Genomic DNA, 15422 nt, shown 5'->3' with positions numbered 1-15422 from the left:
TCGTTGTAAGCGGTTGCTGGAGCCGATGAAGCGACCGGCAGCTGGTGACCGGCGGTGGCGGCCCGACCGAGTGCGTTAGCTTATCAGCATGGGGACGTCGGCTGAATATGTCGAAAGGCATAGGCAGGATCGCTGCAAACCGGATAGCGAGGCCAGCGACAAATCACGCTCGCTGTGCCAAAACCACCCGAAAATGCCCCGCAAAACGCGCAGAATGCAGGGAAAACTCGATGCATTCATCGAATCCCGGCTAGGCGCGCAAATAGTTTGCTAAAATATTTGGCTCTTTGGACTCAACCGTGCTGCCGGCGGCCTGCAAGCCCGCGGCGCAGGTGCGTGATCGATGCAATCGGCGCAAATCGATGCGAAGCGACATCGACGGGCAGCACGGAGAAGATAACTGATTCGCTCGAATAATTTTAGGACGATTGAAGCCATGGCTAACGTTGTTGAAAACCTCGGCAAGCTCGAACGCCGCGTGACGATTTCCCTGCCGAAGGATGCCGTGCAGAAGGAAGTGGATTCGCGTATCCGTCAACTCGCGAAGAACGTGCGCATGCCGGGTTTCCGCCCGGGCAAGGTGCCGCTCAAGATGGTCACGCAACAGTATTCGGGCCAGGTGGAAGCCGAAGTGCTGAGCGACAAGGTCGGCAAGGAATTCTTCGACATCAGCCGCGCCGAGAACCTGCGTGTCGCGGGTCAGCCGAGCTTCGCGCCGAAGACCGACGCCGCTGAAGGCAGCTACGCGTTCGACGCGACCTTCGAGGTGTACCCGGAAGTGAAGCTGGGCGACGTCGCCACGGCTGAAATCGAGCGCACCACCACCAGCATCAGCGAAGCGGAAATCGACCGCACGCTGGACATCCTGCGCAAGCAGCGCGTGCACTTCCACGCTCGCGGCGAGGCCGGCGAGCACGGCGACGGCGGCGCGGACACGGCCGCCAAAGACGGCGACCGCGTGACGGTGGACTTCGTCGGCAAGATCGACGGTGAAGCATTCCAAGGCGGTAGCGCCGAAGACTTCGGCTTCGTCCTCGGTGAAGGCCGCATGCTGCCGGAATTCGAAAAAGCCGCGTTGGGCTTGAAGGTCGGCGAGGCGAAGGAATTCGACCTGAAGTTCCCGGACGACTACCACGGGAAGGAAGTGGCGGGCAAGACGGCGCAATTCACGATCACGATGAAAAAGATCGAATGGCCGCATCTGCCGGAAGTCGACGGCGAATTCGCGAAATCGCTCGGTATCCAGGACGGCGATCTGACCAAGATGCGCGCCGAAATCAAGGACAACCTCGAGCGCGAAGCGAAGCGCCGCACGCAAGCCATCGTCAAGAACCAGGTGATGGACGCGCTGCTGAAGATCGCGGAACTCGACGTACCGAACGCGCTGATCGAACAGGATCAGGAACGCCTCGTCGCTATGGCTCGCCAGGATCTGGAGCAGCGTGGCGTGCCGAACGCCAAGGACGCGCCGATCCCGGCTGCAATGTTCAAGGAGCAGGCCGAGCGCCGCGTCAAGCTGGGCCTCGTGCTGGCCGAGCTCGTGAAGGCGAATGAGCTGCAGGCGAAGCCGGAGCAGATTCGTGCCGAAGTCGACGAATTCGCGAAAAGCTACGAAGACCCGAAGGAAGTCGTCCGCTGGTATTATTCGAACCAGCAACGTCTTGCTGAAATGGAAGCGTACGTCGTTGAAGCCAACGTCGTCGACTTCGTCCTCAGCAAGGCCAAGGTGACGGACAAGGAAGTGAGCTTCGAGGAACTGGCAAGCGCAACGGCGCAAGCGTAAGCGTCGCTGCAACGGCGTGCCGGCTGTCGGAGCGACCGACGGCCCGCACGCCGTTTTTTTGCGCCGCGAGAGTGTGGGTGACGTACCGGATCTGTTTGTACGCGCACACAAGGACGGCACTTGAATACGGGCTCGTCGCACCAACCTGTGTCCAGCAGCTAATATTCAGAATATTTCCAGACAAGGATCCATTGCATGACCTTTCGCGCCCAAATGCTGGACACGTTGACCTCCCAGTCGTCCCGGGATCTCGAAGCGCAGGCACTCGGTCTGGTGCCGATCGTCGTGGAAACGAGCGGCCGGGGCGAGCGTTCGTATGATATCTACTCGCGTCTGCTGAAGGAACGCATTGTGTTCCTCGTAGGCGAAGTGAACGACCAGACGGCCAATCTGGTGGTTGCACAGATGCTGTTTCTCGAAAGCGAGAATCCGGACAAGGACATCTACTTCTACATCAACAGCCCGGGCGGCTCCGTGTCTGCCGGTATGGCGATCTACGATACGATGCAGTTCATTAAGCCGGACGTTTCGACCCTTTGCATGGGCCTCGCGGCAAGCATGGGCGCGTTCCTGCTCGCGGCCGGCGCGAAGGGCAAGCGCTTTGCGCTGCCGAATTCGCGCGTGATGATTCACCAGCCGCTCGGCGGCGCGCGCGGTCAGGCATCGGATATCGAAATCCAGGCGCGCGAAATCCTGTACCTGAAGGATCGGCTGAATCACCTGCTCGCGCACCACACCGGTCAGCCCGTCGAGCGTATCGCGCGTGACACCGACCGCGACAATTTCATGTCCGGCGATGACGCGCAGGCGTACGGCCTTGTCGACCAGGTGGCGCACAAGCGTCCTTGATCTGGTACGGTTTTGCCACGCTGTTTTGCCCACGGTCGCGGCAAAACCGTCATCGGGCCGGTGGTGAATGTTCAACTTCCGTCCGGGCGTCTGCGGCAAGCGCCGTTATCGTGCTAACTAGCCCGGCCGCGCCCAAACTGCGTGGCGGGGGCAAACGGCGTATTATGTAATCCGGTGTCCGGAGGCTCACACATCTATGGCGGACAAGAAAGGTTCTAACAGCGAAAAGCTGTTGTATTGCTCGTTTTGCGGCAAGAGCCAGCATGAGGTCAAGAAACTGATTGCTGGCCCGTCGGTGTTCATCTGCGATGAATGTATCGATCTTTGCAACGAAATCATTCGTGACGAGGCTGCAGGCGCGGGCATCGAGGCGGGCTTGTCGAAGTCCGACCTGCCGACTCCGCAGGAAATCCGCGAAATTCTCGACCAGTACGTGATCGGTCAGGAGCGCGCGAAGAAAATCCTCGCGGTCGCGGTCTACAACCATTACAAGCGTCTCAAGCATCTCGACAAGAAGGACGAAATCGAGCTGTCGAAAAGCAACATCCTGCTGATCGGCCCGACCGGCTCCGGCAAGACGCTGCTGGCGCAGACGCTCGCGCGCCTTCTGAACGTACCGTTCGTGATCGCAGACGCGACCACGCTGACGGAAGCCGGCTATGTCGGTGAAGACGTCGAGAACATCATCCAGAAGCTGCTGCAAAATTGTAACTACGAGGTGGACAAGGCCCAGCGCGGCATTGTCTACATCGACGAGATCGACAAGATCAGCCGCAAGTCCGACAACCCGTCCATCACGCGCGACGTGTCGGGCGAGGGCGTGCAGCAGGCTCTGCTGAAGCTGGTCGAAGGCACTATGGCGTCGGTGCCGCCGCAAGGTGGCCGTAAGCATCCGAACCAGGACTTCATCCAGGTCGATACGACCAACATCCTGTTCATCTGCGGCGGCGCGTTCGACGGCCTTGAAAAGGTCATCGTCGACCGTACAGAGAAGACTGGCATCGGTTTTGGCGCCAGCGTGAAGAGCAAGCAGGACCGCGATGCCGGCGAAGTGCTGCGTGAAGTGGAACCGGAAGATCTGATCAAGTTCGGCCTGATTCCAGAACTGATCGGCCGTCTGCCGGTGGTCGCCACGCTCGGCAAGCTCGACGAAGCAGCGCTGATGAAGATTCTCGTCGAACCGAAGAATGCGCTGGTCAAGCAGTATCACAAGCTCTTCAGCATGGAGCGCGTCGAACTGGAAATTCGTCCGGCCGCGCTGCAGGCCGTGGCGCGCAAGGCGATCCGCCGCAAGACCGGGGCGCGGGGCCTGCGTTCGATACTGGAACAGGCGTTGCTCGATGTGATGTACGACCTTCCGCAAATGAAAGGTGTCAGCAAGGTCATCATCGACGACAACGTTATCGACGGCGACGGCAAACCGCTGCTGATCTACGAAGACGCGCCGAAGGTCGCGGGTTCGAACTGATCGGCTTTCGAGTTCTGCAAAAAAGCCGTTCATGGCGACGTGAACGGCTTTTTCGTTTATCGTGTGGTCAGGCTGGTTGTTCTCAACTATGGAGTCACTGAATCTTCGGAGTCACTGAACTTTTCCCACACGCGGAGGCTTGCAATATTTTCTGCTGGCCTCACCTATCGAACGAACTGATTCCACTCATGGGGAAATGAAATGTCAGGAACCCAACTCCTCCCGCCGGAACGCATTACGCTGCCGCTGCTCCCGCTGCGCGACGTAGTCGTTTTCCCGCACATGGTGATTCCGCTCTTCGTAGGCCGCCCGAAGTCGATCAAGGCTCTCGAAGCAGCGATGGAAGGCGGCAAGCACATCATGCTCGTCGCCCAGAAAACGGCTGCGAAAGATGAGCCGACCGAAAAGGACATGTACGAAGTAGGGTGTATCGCCAACATCCTGCAGATGCTCAAACTGCCCGACGGTACCGTGAAGGTGCTCGTCGAAGGCTTGCAGCGCGCGAAGACGCTTTCCATCGAAGAACAGGAAACGCAGTTCTCGTGCGAAGTCATGCCGCTCGAACCCGACCACGCCGACAGCGCTGAAACCGAAGCGCTGCGTCGCGCGATCGTGTCGCAGTTCGACCAGTATGTGAAGCTGAACAAGAAGATCCCGCCGGAGATCCTCACCTCCTTGTCGGGTATCGACGAAGCCGGGCGTCTCGCGGATACGATTGCCGCGCATCTGCCGCTCAAGCTCGACCAGAAGCAACACATCCTCGAGATGTTCCCGGTGATCGAGCGGCTCGAGCATTTGCTCGCGCAACTTGAAGCCGAGATCGACATCCTGCAGGTCGAAAAGCGTATCCGTGGACGCGTGAAGCGTCAGATGGAGAAGAGCCAGCGCGAGTACTACCTGAACGAACAGGTCAAGGCGATCCAGAAGGAACTCGGCGAAGGCGAAGAAGGTGCAGATCTCGAGGAGCTCGAGAAGCGCATCACGGCCGCCCGCATGCCGAAGGAAGCGAAGAAGAAGGCCGACGCCGAGCTGAAGAAGCTCAAGCTGATGTCGCCGATGTCGGCGGAAGCGACGGTCGTGCGCAACTACATCGACACGCTGATCGGCTTGCCGTGGCGCAAGAAGAGCAAGGTCAACAACGATCTGTCGAATGCTGAGCGCGTCCTCGACGAAGACCACTTCGGTCTCGAGAAGGTGAAGGAACGCATTCTCGAGTATCTCGCAGTCCAGCAACGTGTCGACAAGGTCAAGGCGCCGATTCTGTGCCTCGTTGGGCCTCCGGGTGTGGGTAAGACTTCACTCGGCCAGTCGATCGCGCGCGCGACGAACCGCAAGTTCGTGCGCATGGCATTGGGCGGCGTGCGTGACGAAGCCGAGATTCGCGGCCACCGCCGTACGTACATCGGTTCGATGCCGGGCAAGATCCTGCAGAGCCTGACCAAGGTCGGCGTGCGCAATCCGCTCTTCCTGCTCGACGAAGTCGACAAGATGGGCCAGGATTTCCGCGGCGATCCGTCGTCGGCGCTGCTCGAAGTGCTCGATCCGGAACAGAACCATACGTTTGCCGACCACTACGTCGAGGTCGATTTCGACCTGTCGGACGTGATGTTCGTCGCGACGTCGAACTCGCTGAACATTCCGCCGCCGCTGCTCGACCGGATGGAAGTGATTCGTCTGTCTGGCTATACGGAAGACGAGAAGGTCAGCATCGCGCAGCGTTATCTGTTGCCGAAGCAGAAGAAGAACAACGGCCTCAAGGATGGCGAGGTCGATGTGACCGAATCCGCGATCCGCGACATCATTCGCTACTACACGCGTGAAGCGGGCGTGCGTTCGCTCGAGCGTGAAGTGTCGAAGATTTGCCGCAAGGTCGTGAAGATGCTTCTGCTGAAGAAGGCGGAAGGCGCGGTGAAGGTCGACGGTAGCAATCTCGACACGTTCCTCGGCGTGCGCAAGTACGACTTCGGTCTAGCCGCCAAGGAAAATCAGGTGGGCCAGGTCACGGGTCTCGCGTGGACGGAAGTGGGCGGCGATCTGCTGACTATCGAAGCGGCAGTGATGCCGGGCAAGGGCAATGTGATCCGCACGGGTTCGCTCGGCGACGTGATGAAGGAATCCGTCGAAGCGGCACGCTCGGTCGTGCGTTCCCGTTCGCGTCGTCTTGGCATCAAGGACGAAGCGTTCGACAAACAGGACATTCACATCCACGTGCCGGAAGGCGCGACGCCGAAAGATGGTCCTTCGGCTGGTATCGCGATGACGACCGCGCTGTTGTCGGTGTTGACCGGCATTCCGGTGCGCGCCGATGTCGCGATGACGGGCGAAATCACGTTGCGTGGCGAAGTCCTGCCCATCGGCGGTCTGAAGGAGAAACTGCTGGCGGCGCATCGCGGTGGCATCAAGCTGGTGCTGATTCCGGAAGAAAACGTCAAGGATTTGACGGAGATTCCGGACAACGTGAAGAACGCGATCGAAATCGTGCCCGTCCGCTGGATCGATAAGGTACTCGAACTTGCGCTCGAACGTGTGCCGCAGGCGTTGCCGGAAGAAGAGCCGAAGCCTTCGGCGCCGGTTGGTGCCGAGCCGGGCAAGGATGCCGCGACGGACGTCGTCAAGCACTAAGGTCCGAGCCGCATCAGAATGCGCTGACGTCAAACAGCAGCGCTGTTGCTCGCTGAAGTAGAAAACCCGCGGTCAAGGCCGCGGGTTTTTTTATTGCCTGCGCGACCTTGTCGCGGTGTCGGATCACCAGACTTTCCGCTGCAACATACTGTGATGAAAGTGCCGCTCTAAAATCACCTCGATCAGGCTCAACCCCGGTTGACACAAGGGTTTCGGCCGCTTCTAATGGGGCGGCCTGGCGTTAGCGCCGGCCGCGTGGCGGGAGGTGCTGGAAAGCACTGTCACGATTGCCAATAAACATTCACGGGGGTTTTGAATGAACAAAACGGAATTGATCGATCACATCGCACAGCAAGCCGACATTTCGAAGGCTGCGGCCGGCCGCGCGCTCGATGCAGTCATCGCGGGCGTCAAAAGCACGTTGAAGAAGGGCGGATCGGTCACGCTGGTCGGCTTTGGCACGTTCGCGGTCGGCAAGCGCACCGCGCGCACCGGGCGCAATCCGCGCACGGGCGCTGCGATCAAAATCAAGGCAGCAAAAGTTCCTAAATTTAGGCCTGGCAAAGCGCTGAAGGATGCGCTAAACTAACGGGCTTGCTGCTTGAGGAATTGCTTGACCCGGTTGCGTGATCCATTCATCGGGCGAGCGGTAGCAAGGCAGAAAACACATCAAGCACTGAATCACGAAACGGGTGCTTAGCTCAGTTGGTAGAGCGGCGCCCTTACAAGGCGTAGGTCGGGAGTTCGAGCCTCTCAGCACCCACCAGTTTCAGATTCGGCGGCAGTGTTTTCAGTAGCAAGAGCGCAGTAAAAGGAGTGGTAGTTCAGTCGGTTAGAATACCGGCCTGTCACGCCGGGGGTCGCGGGTTCGAGTCCCGTCCACTCCGCCAGTATCCACGAAAGGCGAACTCCGGTTCGCCTTTTTTGTTGCCCGCTGAGGTAAGATCGGGCGTTCTGTTTTTGGCATCCCTCACGCATGCTCGATTTTTTCCGCAATCACCAACGCCTGATGATGTTCATGCTCATCCTCGTCATTTTGCCGGGGTTGGGTTTTGTGGGTATTCAGGGCTTCCGCGGCTTCTTTGACGAAAGCGCAAACGTCGCGAGTGTCAACGGTCACAAGATCACCCGCGTCGAATATGACGACGCGATGCGCCAGCAGCTCGACCGGGGGCGTCAGATGCTCGGCGCGCAGTTCGACATGAAGTCGTTCGACACGCCGGAGCGCCGCCGCCAGATGCTCGACGGCATGATCGAGCAGCGTGTGCTCGCCGACGAAACGCAGCGTCTGCATCTGACCGCATCGGACGACGCGGTGCGCCGTGCGCTGCTGTCCGATCCGGTGATTTCGTCGCTGAAAAATCCCGACGGTTCGATCGACCTCGAGCGCTACAAGCAGTTGCTCGCGATGCAGGGCATGACGCCCGATCAGTACGACGAGCGCATGCGCTACAACCTCGCGATGCAACAGCTGCCCGCGAGCATCGCGGCGAGCGCGTTCACGTCGAAGACGCTTGCGCAGCACCTGACCGAGCTCGCGCAGCAGCAGCGTGAAGTGCAGGGCATCGCGTTCCATCCGCACGATTACGAGGCGAAGATCCAGCCGACCGATGCGCAACTGCAAGCGTATTACGACGCGCATCGCAACGACTTCGCGACGCCCGCTACCGCGACGATCCAGTATCTGGTGATGTCGCCGGCCACGCTGGGCGCATCGGTGCAGCCGAGCGACGCGGACCTGAAGAAATACTACGACGACAACATCGCCCACTTCCGCACCGAAGGCCAAGTGCGCGCGAGCCACATCCTGATCGCGGCACCGAAGGACACGAGCGCGGCCGACAAGGCCAAGGCGAAACAGAAGGCCGAGGAGTTGCTCGCACAGCTCAAGGCGCATCCGGATCAGTTCGCGCAGATCGCCCAGCAGAACTCGCAGGACCCGGGTTCGGCATCGAAGGGCGGCGATCTCGGTTACTTCGGCCGCGGCATGATCGCGGGCGGCCAGGCGTTCGACGACGCGGTGTTCGCGCTGAAGAAGGACGAGATCAGTGGCATCGTGCAGACGGACTTCGGCTTCCATATCATCAAGGTCACTGATGTAAAGCCGGCGGTGACGAAGTCGTTCGACGAAGTGAAAGAGCAGATCACCAGGGAGCTGAAGACGCAACTGGCGAGCAAGGCGTTCACCGACGGCTCGGAAGGCTTCGCGTCGCTGGTCTATGAAAAGGCCAAGAGTCTGCAGCCGGCCGCCGACAAGTTCAAGCTGCAGATCCAGACCGCGACGGTCACGCCGCAGCCGGACGCGAAGCTGCCGCCCGACAGCCCGCTGAACAATCCGAAGTTCCTCGCAGCCGTATTCGCGAACGACTCGGTATCGGCGCACAACAATACGCAGGCCATCGACGTCGGCAACAACACGCTGATCGCAGCGCGCGTGACCGACTACAAGCCCGCCGCCGTGCCCGCATTCGACGCGGTGAAGGACGCGGTGCGTCAGAAGGTGATCGCCGAGCAGGCGAACGAAGCGGCGCACAAGGACGGCGCTGCGAAGCTGGCCGAGTTCGAAAAATCGAAGGCGACCGCCGGTTTCTCGTCGCCGCTCAAGGTTTCGCGCAATGACGCGCAGGGCGTGCCGCCTGCCGCACTGAGCGCGATCTACAAGGTCGATGCGCAAAAGTTGCCGGCCTACGTCGGTGTCGATCTCGGCGATGACGGCTATGCGATCTATCGCGTGAATCAGATCGTGCCGCCCGCTGCCACCGACGCGCAGCATCTCGCCGTCGCGCAGCAGCAGATTGCGCAGGTGGACTCGCAGTCGCAGGCCGAGGCCTATCTGAAGGCGCTGCGCGAGCGCTCGAAGGTGCAGTTCTACGGCACGCTCGACAACGCCGCCCAGACGGCCGACCAGTAAGCCGTAGCAAGCATTCCCTGCAGGTCAAAAGAAAAGCCCCGCAATTGCGGGGCTTTTTCTATCTACGGCCAGAGCGATCGTTTCACAGACAGCCGCTGATCGCGCCGGTAGCATTGCTTGCGCCCGCGCCGGCGCCGCCTGGGCGGAAGCCGACCCACGTGCCCTTGCCGCTATACGACGGACGGACCACCGCTGCGGCGCCGTTGGGCGGTTGCTGGCCCGGGACGTAGACGTCCATGGCCTGATCGTTGGCCAGGATACTTTGCGAAACGACCTGCTGTTGTGAGCTATCCGCCCATTTCTGCGCGATGCAGGTTGCGACGGCGCGAGGCGGCTGCTGGCTTTGACCCACCGACTGAACCCCCGCGGGCGGTTGAGCCGCGCAGGCCGAGATGGCAACAGTCAAAGCGATTAACGGTAAGTATTTCAACGTTATCTCCTCAGGAGTCGCTCAAGATTGAGCCGGGTGGCACGGAACGGCCCATGTATCGAACGGCTCGGCGATCCGTGCTCCCCCAGGTTCCGGAAACAAGTCGTTAGCAGGTAGGTGTTTCAGTGCGGCGAACTTGTGCGAAGGAGTGGCTTGACAGCGGGCCACACGTTGTTGAGTAGCAGCGGCTGTGCCTGCTGCGTCGGGTGGATCTGATCGGCCTGGAACATATCCGGTTTATCCGCGATGCCGGCGAGCAAAAAAGGCACGAGCGGCAGATGGAATTCCTTCGACAGCTGGCCGTAGAGGCCGTGGAACTTTTGCGTATAGTCGGGGCCGTAATTGGGCGGCACGTACATGCCGACGAGCACGACCTTCGCATGGCCCTGCTGCGCCTGTTCGATGATCGTGCGCAGGTTGGCCTCGGTCGTCGAAAGCGGCACGCCGCGCAACGCGTCGTTGGCGCCGAGTTCGACGATCACGATGCTCGGCTTGAGCCGTTCCATCAGCGCGGGCAGACGCGCGCGCCCGCCGCTCGTCGTGTCGCCGCTGATGCTCGCATTGGCGACGCTATAATCGATGCGCTCTTCGGCCAGACGCTGACGCATCAACGCGACCCAGCCCGTATCGCGGGGCAGCCCGTACTCGGCGGAGATGCTGTCGCCGAGCACGACGATCACAGGCTTCGCGGGTTCGGGCGCATTCGCCGCATGAGCCTGCAACGGTAACCAAACCAGCGCGGCGGCCATCATGGTCGCGCCGAATGCCGCGGTCAGCGCCGCGGCACGAGGGGCGATGGCGCGCACTTTCAACCTACGCTTCACCATGCCAAACAGAACTGATCCAGTCATTGAAGTGCGGGGTTTGTGCAAGAGGGTTAAGGATGCAACGGGCGAACTGACGATTCTCGATGACATCGATCTTGCCATCGATGCCGGCAGCAGCGTGGCGATCGTCGGTGCATCCGGGTCGGGCAAGTCTACGCTGCTCGGCTTGCTCGCGGGATTGGACAGCGCGAGCGCAGGCTCGGTTCGGCTGCTCGGCCGCGAACTCGGCGATCTCGACGAAGACGGGCGCGCCGCGTTGCGCAGCGGCGCGGTTGGCTTCGTGTTCCAGTCGTTTCAATTGATGCCGCATCTGACCGCGCTCGAAAACGTCACGCTACCGCTCGAACTGCAAGGCGGCATCGGCACATGCGAGGCCGCCGCGCGTGCGCGCGAACTGCTCGAACAGGTAGGGCTCGGGCAACGCACCGGTCACTATCCGAAGTTGCTGTCGGGCGGCGAGCAGCAGCGCGTTGCGCTCGCTCGCGCGTTCGTCACCCGCCCGAAGATCCTGTTCGCCGACGAACCCACCGGCAGTCTCGACGCGGCCACTGGCCACGCGGTCATCGATCTGATGTTCGAGATGAATCGCGCACACGGCGCGACGCTCGTGCTCGTCACGCATGACATCGAACTCGCGCGGCGTTGCGATACGACGGTGACGATAGAAGCGGGGCGGCTCGCGCAATGATCTGCGCCGGATCGCGGGCTCGCGCTCGCGCACCGCCGCAACCATGTAGTCGTCGAAGCAAAAACAAAGCGGGCCGTGGCCCGCTTCGTTTTGTCTATGGCGCGCTAACGCGCACATCAAACTTCCACTCAGCGCTTCAACGCAGCCCGCGCCCGCGCGATCAACGCCGAGGTCGACGAATCATGCTTCTTCACGTCGGCACTCGCCGCACCCAGATCGGCCTCGACCACCTTGCCGAGGATCTTGCCGAGCTCGACGCCCCACTGGTCGAACGGATTGATGTTCCACACCGACGCCTGCACCAGCACCTTGTGTTCATAAAGCGCGATCAGCGCGCCGAGCGTGCGCGCGGTCAACGCGTCGAGCAGCAGCGTCGCGGTCGGGCGGTTGCCGGGGAAGGTCAGGTGCGGCGCGAGTTCCGGCTTGTCGGGGCCGGCCACCTTCTTTGCTTCCTCGAGCGTACGACCCAGCATCAGCGCTTCGCTTTGCGCGAAGCAGTTCGCGAGCAGCTTCGGATGATGGCTCGCGAGCGGATGCTCGGGCGTCAGCACTGCGATGAAATCGATCGGCACGATCGTCGGGCCCTGGTGCAGCATCTGGAAAAACGCGTGCTGACCGTTCGTGCCCGGCTCGCCCCATGTGACCGCGGAGGTCGCATAGTCGACGAATGCGCCGTCGAGACGCGCGGACTTGCCGTTGCTCTCCATTTCGAGCTGCTGCAGATACGACGGCAGAAAATGCAGCGCCTGCGAGTACGGCGCGACCAGATAGCTCTGCGAGCCGAAGAAGTTGCGATACCAGATGCCGATCATGCCGAGCAGCACCGGCAGGTTCTTTTCGAGCGGCGCGGTACGGAAGTGCTGGTCCATCTCGTTGGCGCCGGCGAGCAGCTCGTCGAACTGCAGCGGGCCGATCGCGATCATGATCGACAGACCGACGGCCGACCACAGCGAGTAGCGTCCGCCGACCCAGTCCCACATCGAAAACACGTTTTCTTTCGCGATGCCGAACTTGACGACTTCGGCCGTATTCGCCGACACGCCGACGAAGTGCTTCGCAAGCGCGCTTTCCGGGCAGCCTTTCTGGATGAAGAAGTCGCGCAGCGAACGGGCATTGGTCATCGTCTCCAGCGTCGTGAAGGTCTTCGACACGATAATCGCGAGCGTCTCCTCGGGATCGATCTGCTGCATCACGTTGTACAGATCGGCGCCGTCGACGTTCGACACGAAGTGCGTCGAGATCTCGGGCGTCGCCAGATGATGCAGCGCGTGCACGACCATCTTCGGCCCGAGATCCGAGCCGCCGATGCCGATGTTCACGACATGACGAATCCGCTTGCCGGTGTAGCCGGTCCACGCGCCGCTGCGAACCTGCTCGGCGAACGCGGCCATTTTCTTGCGCTCGGCCTGCACGTCGGCGAAGAAAGGCGCCTTCGGGTCGGTTGCGCGCAATGCCGTGTGAAGCGCGGCGCGGCCTTCGGTCGGGTTGACGACTTCGCCCGCGAACATCGCGTCGCGGCGCTTTTCGACGCCGGCTTCGCGCGCGAGTTGCACGAGCAGTTGCAGGGTTTCGTCGGTGATGCGGTGCTTCGAGAAATCGGCTGCGAGACCGCCGCCCGCGAACGTGAAGCGCTCGGCGCGCGTGGGAGCGGGATCGTTCTCGGGGGCGAACCAGTCGCGCAGATGCGCATCGCGAATCTTGTCGTAATGCGTCTGCAGCGAGGACCAGGAGGGGAGCGAGTTCTGGGTCATAGCGTCCGTCTAACCAAGGGGCACGAAGGAAGGCGCGCGCATGAAGCACGGCCGAGAATGATGCGGCGATTCAGTCAGAGCGATGCCACGCGGACCGGTTCGCGAGCGGGTGCCGACGATACTTCGCGAAGCCGGTGAACTTCGCGAAAACGCGAGGCGGCGCACGCGCCCGCTGGAGTATCGCCGCGACCCGCGACATCGATCCGACGCGCGGCGCAGGCAATCAGTATAGCGGGGATGCGTGGCGGGCAGCAGTGCGTTGCGCGCGCTCGCAATGATTGGGATCGCGATGTTTCACCGGTGTGAAAGAGCGAGGCGAACGAGCCGCGCACGACCCGTCCGTCAGGCAGGCGTCGCCGAATAGAACAGCCGGTTCAGTAGGGTGCGCACCATCGGCGCCAGCTCGCCGGCCGTCAAACCCGCGGGACCTTGGCCCTGCGCGGTCAGCGTATCGGCGGCGAGGCCGTGCAGATAGACGCCCGCGAGCGCCGCCTCGAAGCGTGGCAGGTGCTGCGCGAGGAGCGCGCCGATGATGCCGCCGAGCACGTCGCCGGTGCCGCCCGTCGCGAGCGCGGCGTTGCCGGTTGGATTCAGCGCGAGGCGGCCGTCGGGCGCGGCGATGATCGTGCCGACGCCTTTCAGCACGACGACGCACGCAAAACGCGCCGCGAGCGCACGGGCGGCCGCGAGACGGTCGCGCTGCACGCTCGCCGCATCGCTGCCGAGCAGGCGCGCCGCTTCGAGCGGATGCGGCGTCAGGATGCACGGATCGCCCTGCACGCCGCGCGCGGTGACTTCGGCGGCGAGCGCGGGATCTTTGGCGATCAGGTTCAGCGCGTCGGCATCGAACAGCTTGGGCACGTCGAGCGGCAGCACGTCGTGCAGTACGCGCGTCGCGCGTTCGCCATGCCCCATGCCGCAGCCGATCGCGAGCGCATCCATCGAATCGAGCGGCAGCGTGTCGATCGGATGCAGCATCAGTTCCGGGTGCGGCGGATCGTAGGGCGGGGCGCCTGCGCCGAGCGGCGCGTCATGAACCTTGCCCGCGCCGCGGTATAGCGCCGCGCGCGCCGCGAGGATCGGCGCGCCGCACATGCCGGTGTCGCCGCCGACCACCGCGAGGCTGCCGAAGGTGCCCTTGTTGGTCGCGAAGGTGCGCGGGGGCATGAACGGGCCGAAGAGGTCGGGGGCGCTGAGCTGGATCGCGGCGCGGGGGGCGCCTGGGGCAGCGTCCTGGCCACCGCCGCCGCCGTTGATTCCTGCGGTGAGCCCGATCGGTGCGACGGTCACCCGCCCGGTCAGGTCGCGGCCCTGCGCGGTGAAAAGCCCCGGTTTCGCGCCGATGAACGTGATCGTGTGGGTCGCATGGACCACCGCCGCGCCATTGCCGCCGATCACCGCGCCGGTGTCGCTGTCGAGCCCGCTGGGCACATCGAGCGCGAGTACCGCGCCTTGGGTCGGGCGCGTCTTCGTGCGTTGCGACAATTGCCGCGCGAGCGTCGCGAATACGCCGTCGAGCGGCCGCGCGAGACCGATGCCGAACATGCCATCGACGAGCCAGCCATAGCCGTCGAGCGAGGCGGGCGGCGCAGTGTCGATCGGCACGCCGGCGGCGCGTGCGGCGTCGAGCGCCCAGCGCGCGTCGGCCGGCTTCACTTCGACCGGCATGCAGACTTCGACGGCGATGCCGGCCTTGTGCAGCTCCGTTGCGACGACCAGCGCGTCGCCGCCATTGTTGCCGGGGCCGGCGACCAGCCACGCGCGCTGCTGCGCTTTCGTCACCGAGGTATCCGCGGCGATCCGTTCGAGCAGCCAGCGCGCGGCCGCGTGACCGGCGCGCGCCATCAGCGTGTGCTCGGGCAGGGCCGCGGTGGCCTGGGATTCGGCGATGCGCAGGTCGGTCAGCGTCAGCAGCGGCAGCGCAAGCGGCTGCGGGTCGCTGAGTGGGGCGGTGAGCGGATCGAAAAGGGTGAGCAGCGAGTTTTCGGCGTCTGTCATGGCGAAACCTGGCGGTGCGCCCGCGGCACGGCGGGCAGACTTGGGAATCGCTATGGTAGTGCCGATAGGCGCGCGGCGTGCGGCTGTTTCGGTGT

General features: G+C 62.6%; 11 protein-coding genes and 2 tRNA genes. 9 read left to right on the top strand and 4 right to left on the bottom strand.

Going from position 1 to position 15422, the window contains the following annotated elements:
• Positions 1-436: 436 nt before the first annotated feature.
• The 8 genes from tig (at position 437) to AB3X89_RS26510 (ending at position 9633) form a co-directional block, all read left to right on the top strand.
• Positions 437-1783: a trigger factor gene (gene tig / locus AB3X89_RS26545; protein ID WP_368585938.1), complete on the top strand. Its 1347-nt coding sequence runs from the start codon at positions 437-439 to the stop codon at positions 1781-1783.
• 195 nt (positions 1784-1978) lie between these two features.
• A complete protein-coding gene (clpP, locus tag AB3X89_RS26540; RefSeq protein ID WP_013089401.1) occupies positions 1979-2632 on the top strand; it encodes an ATP-dependent Clp endopeptidase proteolytic subunit ClpP in 654 nt (217 codons plus the stop codon).
• A gap of 196 nt (positions 2633-2828) precedes the next feature.
• Positions 2829-4100, top strand: a complete 1272-nt coding sequence (gene clpX, locus AB3X89_RS26535; RefSeq protein WP_013089402.1) for an ATP-dependent Clp protease ATP-binding subunit ClpX — start codon at positions 2829-2831, stop codon at positions 4098-4100.
• Between the two features lie 201 nt (positions 4101-4301).
• Positions 4302-6722 carry an endopeptidase La gene (gene lon / locus AB3X89_RS26530; protein ID WP_368585937.1) on the top strand — a complete coding sequence of 807 codons (2421 nt, stop codon included), beginning with the start codon at positions 4302-4304 and terminating at the stop codon, positions 6720-6722.
• 316 nt (positions 6723-7038) lie between these two features.
• Positions 7039-7311 (top strand): HU family DNA-binding protein, encoded by a 273-nt coding sequence (locus AB3X89_RS26525; protein WP_008923411.1) that lies wholly within the window; start codon positions 7039-7041, stop codon positions 7309-7311.
• 101 nt (positions 7312-7412) lie between these two features.
• Positions 7413-7488: transfer RNA gene (locus AB3X89_RS26520), tRNA-Val, on the top strand.
• Positions 7489-7535: 47 nt separating this feature from the next.
• A tRNA-Asp gene (locus AB3X89_RS26515) sits at positions 7536-7612 on the top strand.
• Between the two features lie 86 nt (positions 7613-7698).
• Positions 7699-9633 carry a SurA N-terminal domain-containing protein gene (locus AB3X89_RS26510; RefSeq protein ID WP_368585936.1) on the top strand — a complete coding sequence of 645 codons (1935 nt, stop codon included), beginning with the start codon at positions 7699-7701 and terminating at the stop codon, positions 9631-9633.
• A gap of 82 nt (positions 9634-9715) precedes the next feature.
• On the opposite strand, the gene AB3X89_RS26505 is transcribed toward AB3X89_RS26510, so the two are convergent.
• Positions 9716-10063 carry a hypothetical protein gene (locus AB3X89_RS26505; RefSeq protein ID WP_368585935.1) on the bottom strand — a complete coding sequence of 116 codons (348 nt, stop codon included), beginning with the start codon at positions 10061-10063 and terminating at the stop codon, positions 9716-9718.
• Positions 10064-10185: 122 nt separating this feature from the next.
• Entirely contained in the window at positions 10186-10890 is a 705-nt protein-coding gene (locus AB3X89_RS26500; protein WP_368585934.1) for an arylesterase, read from the bottom strand.
• On the opposite strand from AB3X89_RS26500, the gene AB3X89_RS26495 reads away from it, so the two are divergent.
• Complete coding sequence (locus AB3X89_RS26495) at positions 10889-11578, top strand: ABC transporter ATP-binding protein (RefSeq protein WP_368585933.1); 690 nt, start codon at positions 10889-10891, stop codon at positions 11576-11578. The two genes, AB3X89_RS26500 and AB3X89_RS26495, sit on opposite strands and share 2 nt — an antisense overlap.
• A 128-nt stretch (positions 11579-11706) precedes the next feature.
• Here the strand turns inward: AB3X89_RS26495 and pgi are convergent, their stop codons facing one another.
• Both pgi and AB3X89_RS26485 read right to left on the bottom strand, forming a co-directional pair.
• On the bottom strand, positions 11707-13329 hold the full coding sequence (pgi, locus tag AB3X89_RS26490) for a glucose-6-phosphate isomerase (RefSeq protein WP_368585932.1): 1623 nt from the start codon (positions 13327-13329) through the stop codon (positions 11707-11709).
• Between the two features lie 342 nt (positions 13330-13671).
• The gene (locus AB3X89_RS26485) at positions 13672-15327 is read right to left on the bottom strand and encodes an NAD(P)H-hydrate dehydratase (RefSeq protein WP_368585931.1); all 1656 of its coding nucleotides are present in this window, start codon (positions 15325-15327) and stop codon (positions 13672-13674) included.
• Between the last annotated feature and the right edge of the window lie 95 nt (positions 15328-15422).

Source organism: Paraburkholderia sp. BR14320 (assembly GCF_040948665.1).
Taxonomy (GTDB): domain Bacteria; phylum Pseudomonadota; class Gammaproteobacteria; order Burkholderiales; family Burkholderiaceae; genus Paraburkholderia; species Paraburkholderia youngii.
This window is presented reverse-complemented; position numbering and strand designations above follow the sequence as displayed.

Coding starts and splice junctions, on each gene's coding strand:
- tig (WP_368585938.1), top strand. CDS start 437: ATGGCTAACGTTGTTGAAAACCTCGGCAAGCTCGAACGCCGCGTGACG.
- clpP (WP_013089401.1), top strand. CDS start 1,979: ATGACCTTTCGCGCCCAAATGCTGGACACGTTGACCTCCCAGTCGTCC.
- clpX (WP_013089402.1), top strand. CDS start 2,829: ATGGCGGACAAGAAAGGTTCTAACAGCGAAAAGCTGTTGTATTGCTCG.
- lon (WP_368585937.1), top strand. CDS start 4,302: ATGTCAGGAACCCAACTCCTCCCGCCGGAACGCATTACGCTGCCGCTG.
- AB3X89_RS26525 (WP_008923411.1), top strand. CDS start 7,039: ATGAACAAAACGGAATTGATCGATCACATCGCACAGCAAGCCGACATT.
- AB3X89_RS26510 (WP_368585936.1), top strand. CDS start 7,699: ATGCTCGATTTTTTCCGCAATCACCAACGCCTGATGATGTTCATGCTC.
- AB3X89_RS26495 (WP_368585933.1), top strand. CDS start 10,889: ATGCCAAACAGAACTGATCCAGTCATTGAAGTGCGGGGTTTGTGCAAG.
- AB3X89_RS26500 (WP_368585934.1), bottom strand. CDS start 10,890: ATGGTGAAGCGTAGGTTGAAAGTGCGCGCCATCGCCCCTCGTGCCGCG.
- pgi (WP_368585932.1), bottom strand. CDS start 13,329: ATGACCCAGAACTCGCTCCCCTCCTGGTCCTCGCTGCAGACGCATTAC.
- AB3X89_RS26485 (WP_368585931.1), bottom strand. CDS start 15,327: ATGACAGACGCCGAAAACTCGCTGCTCACCCTTTTCGATCCGCTCACC.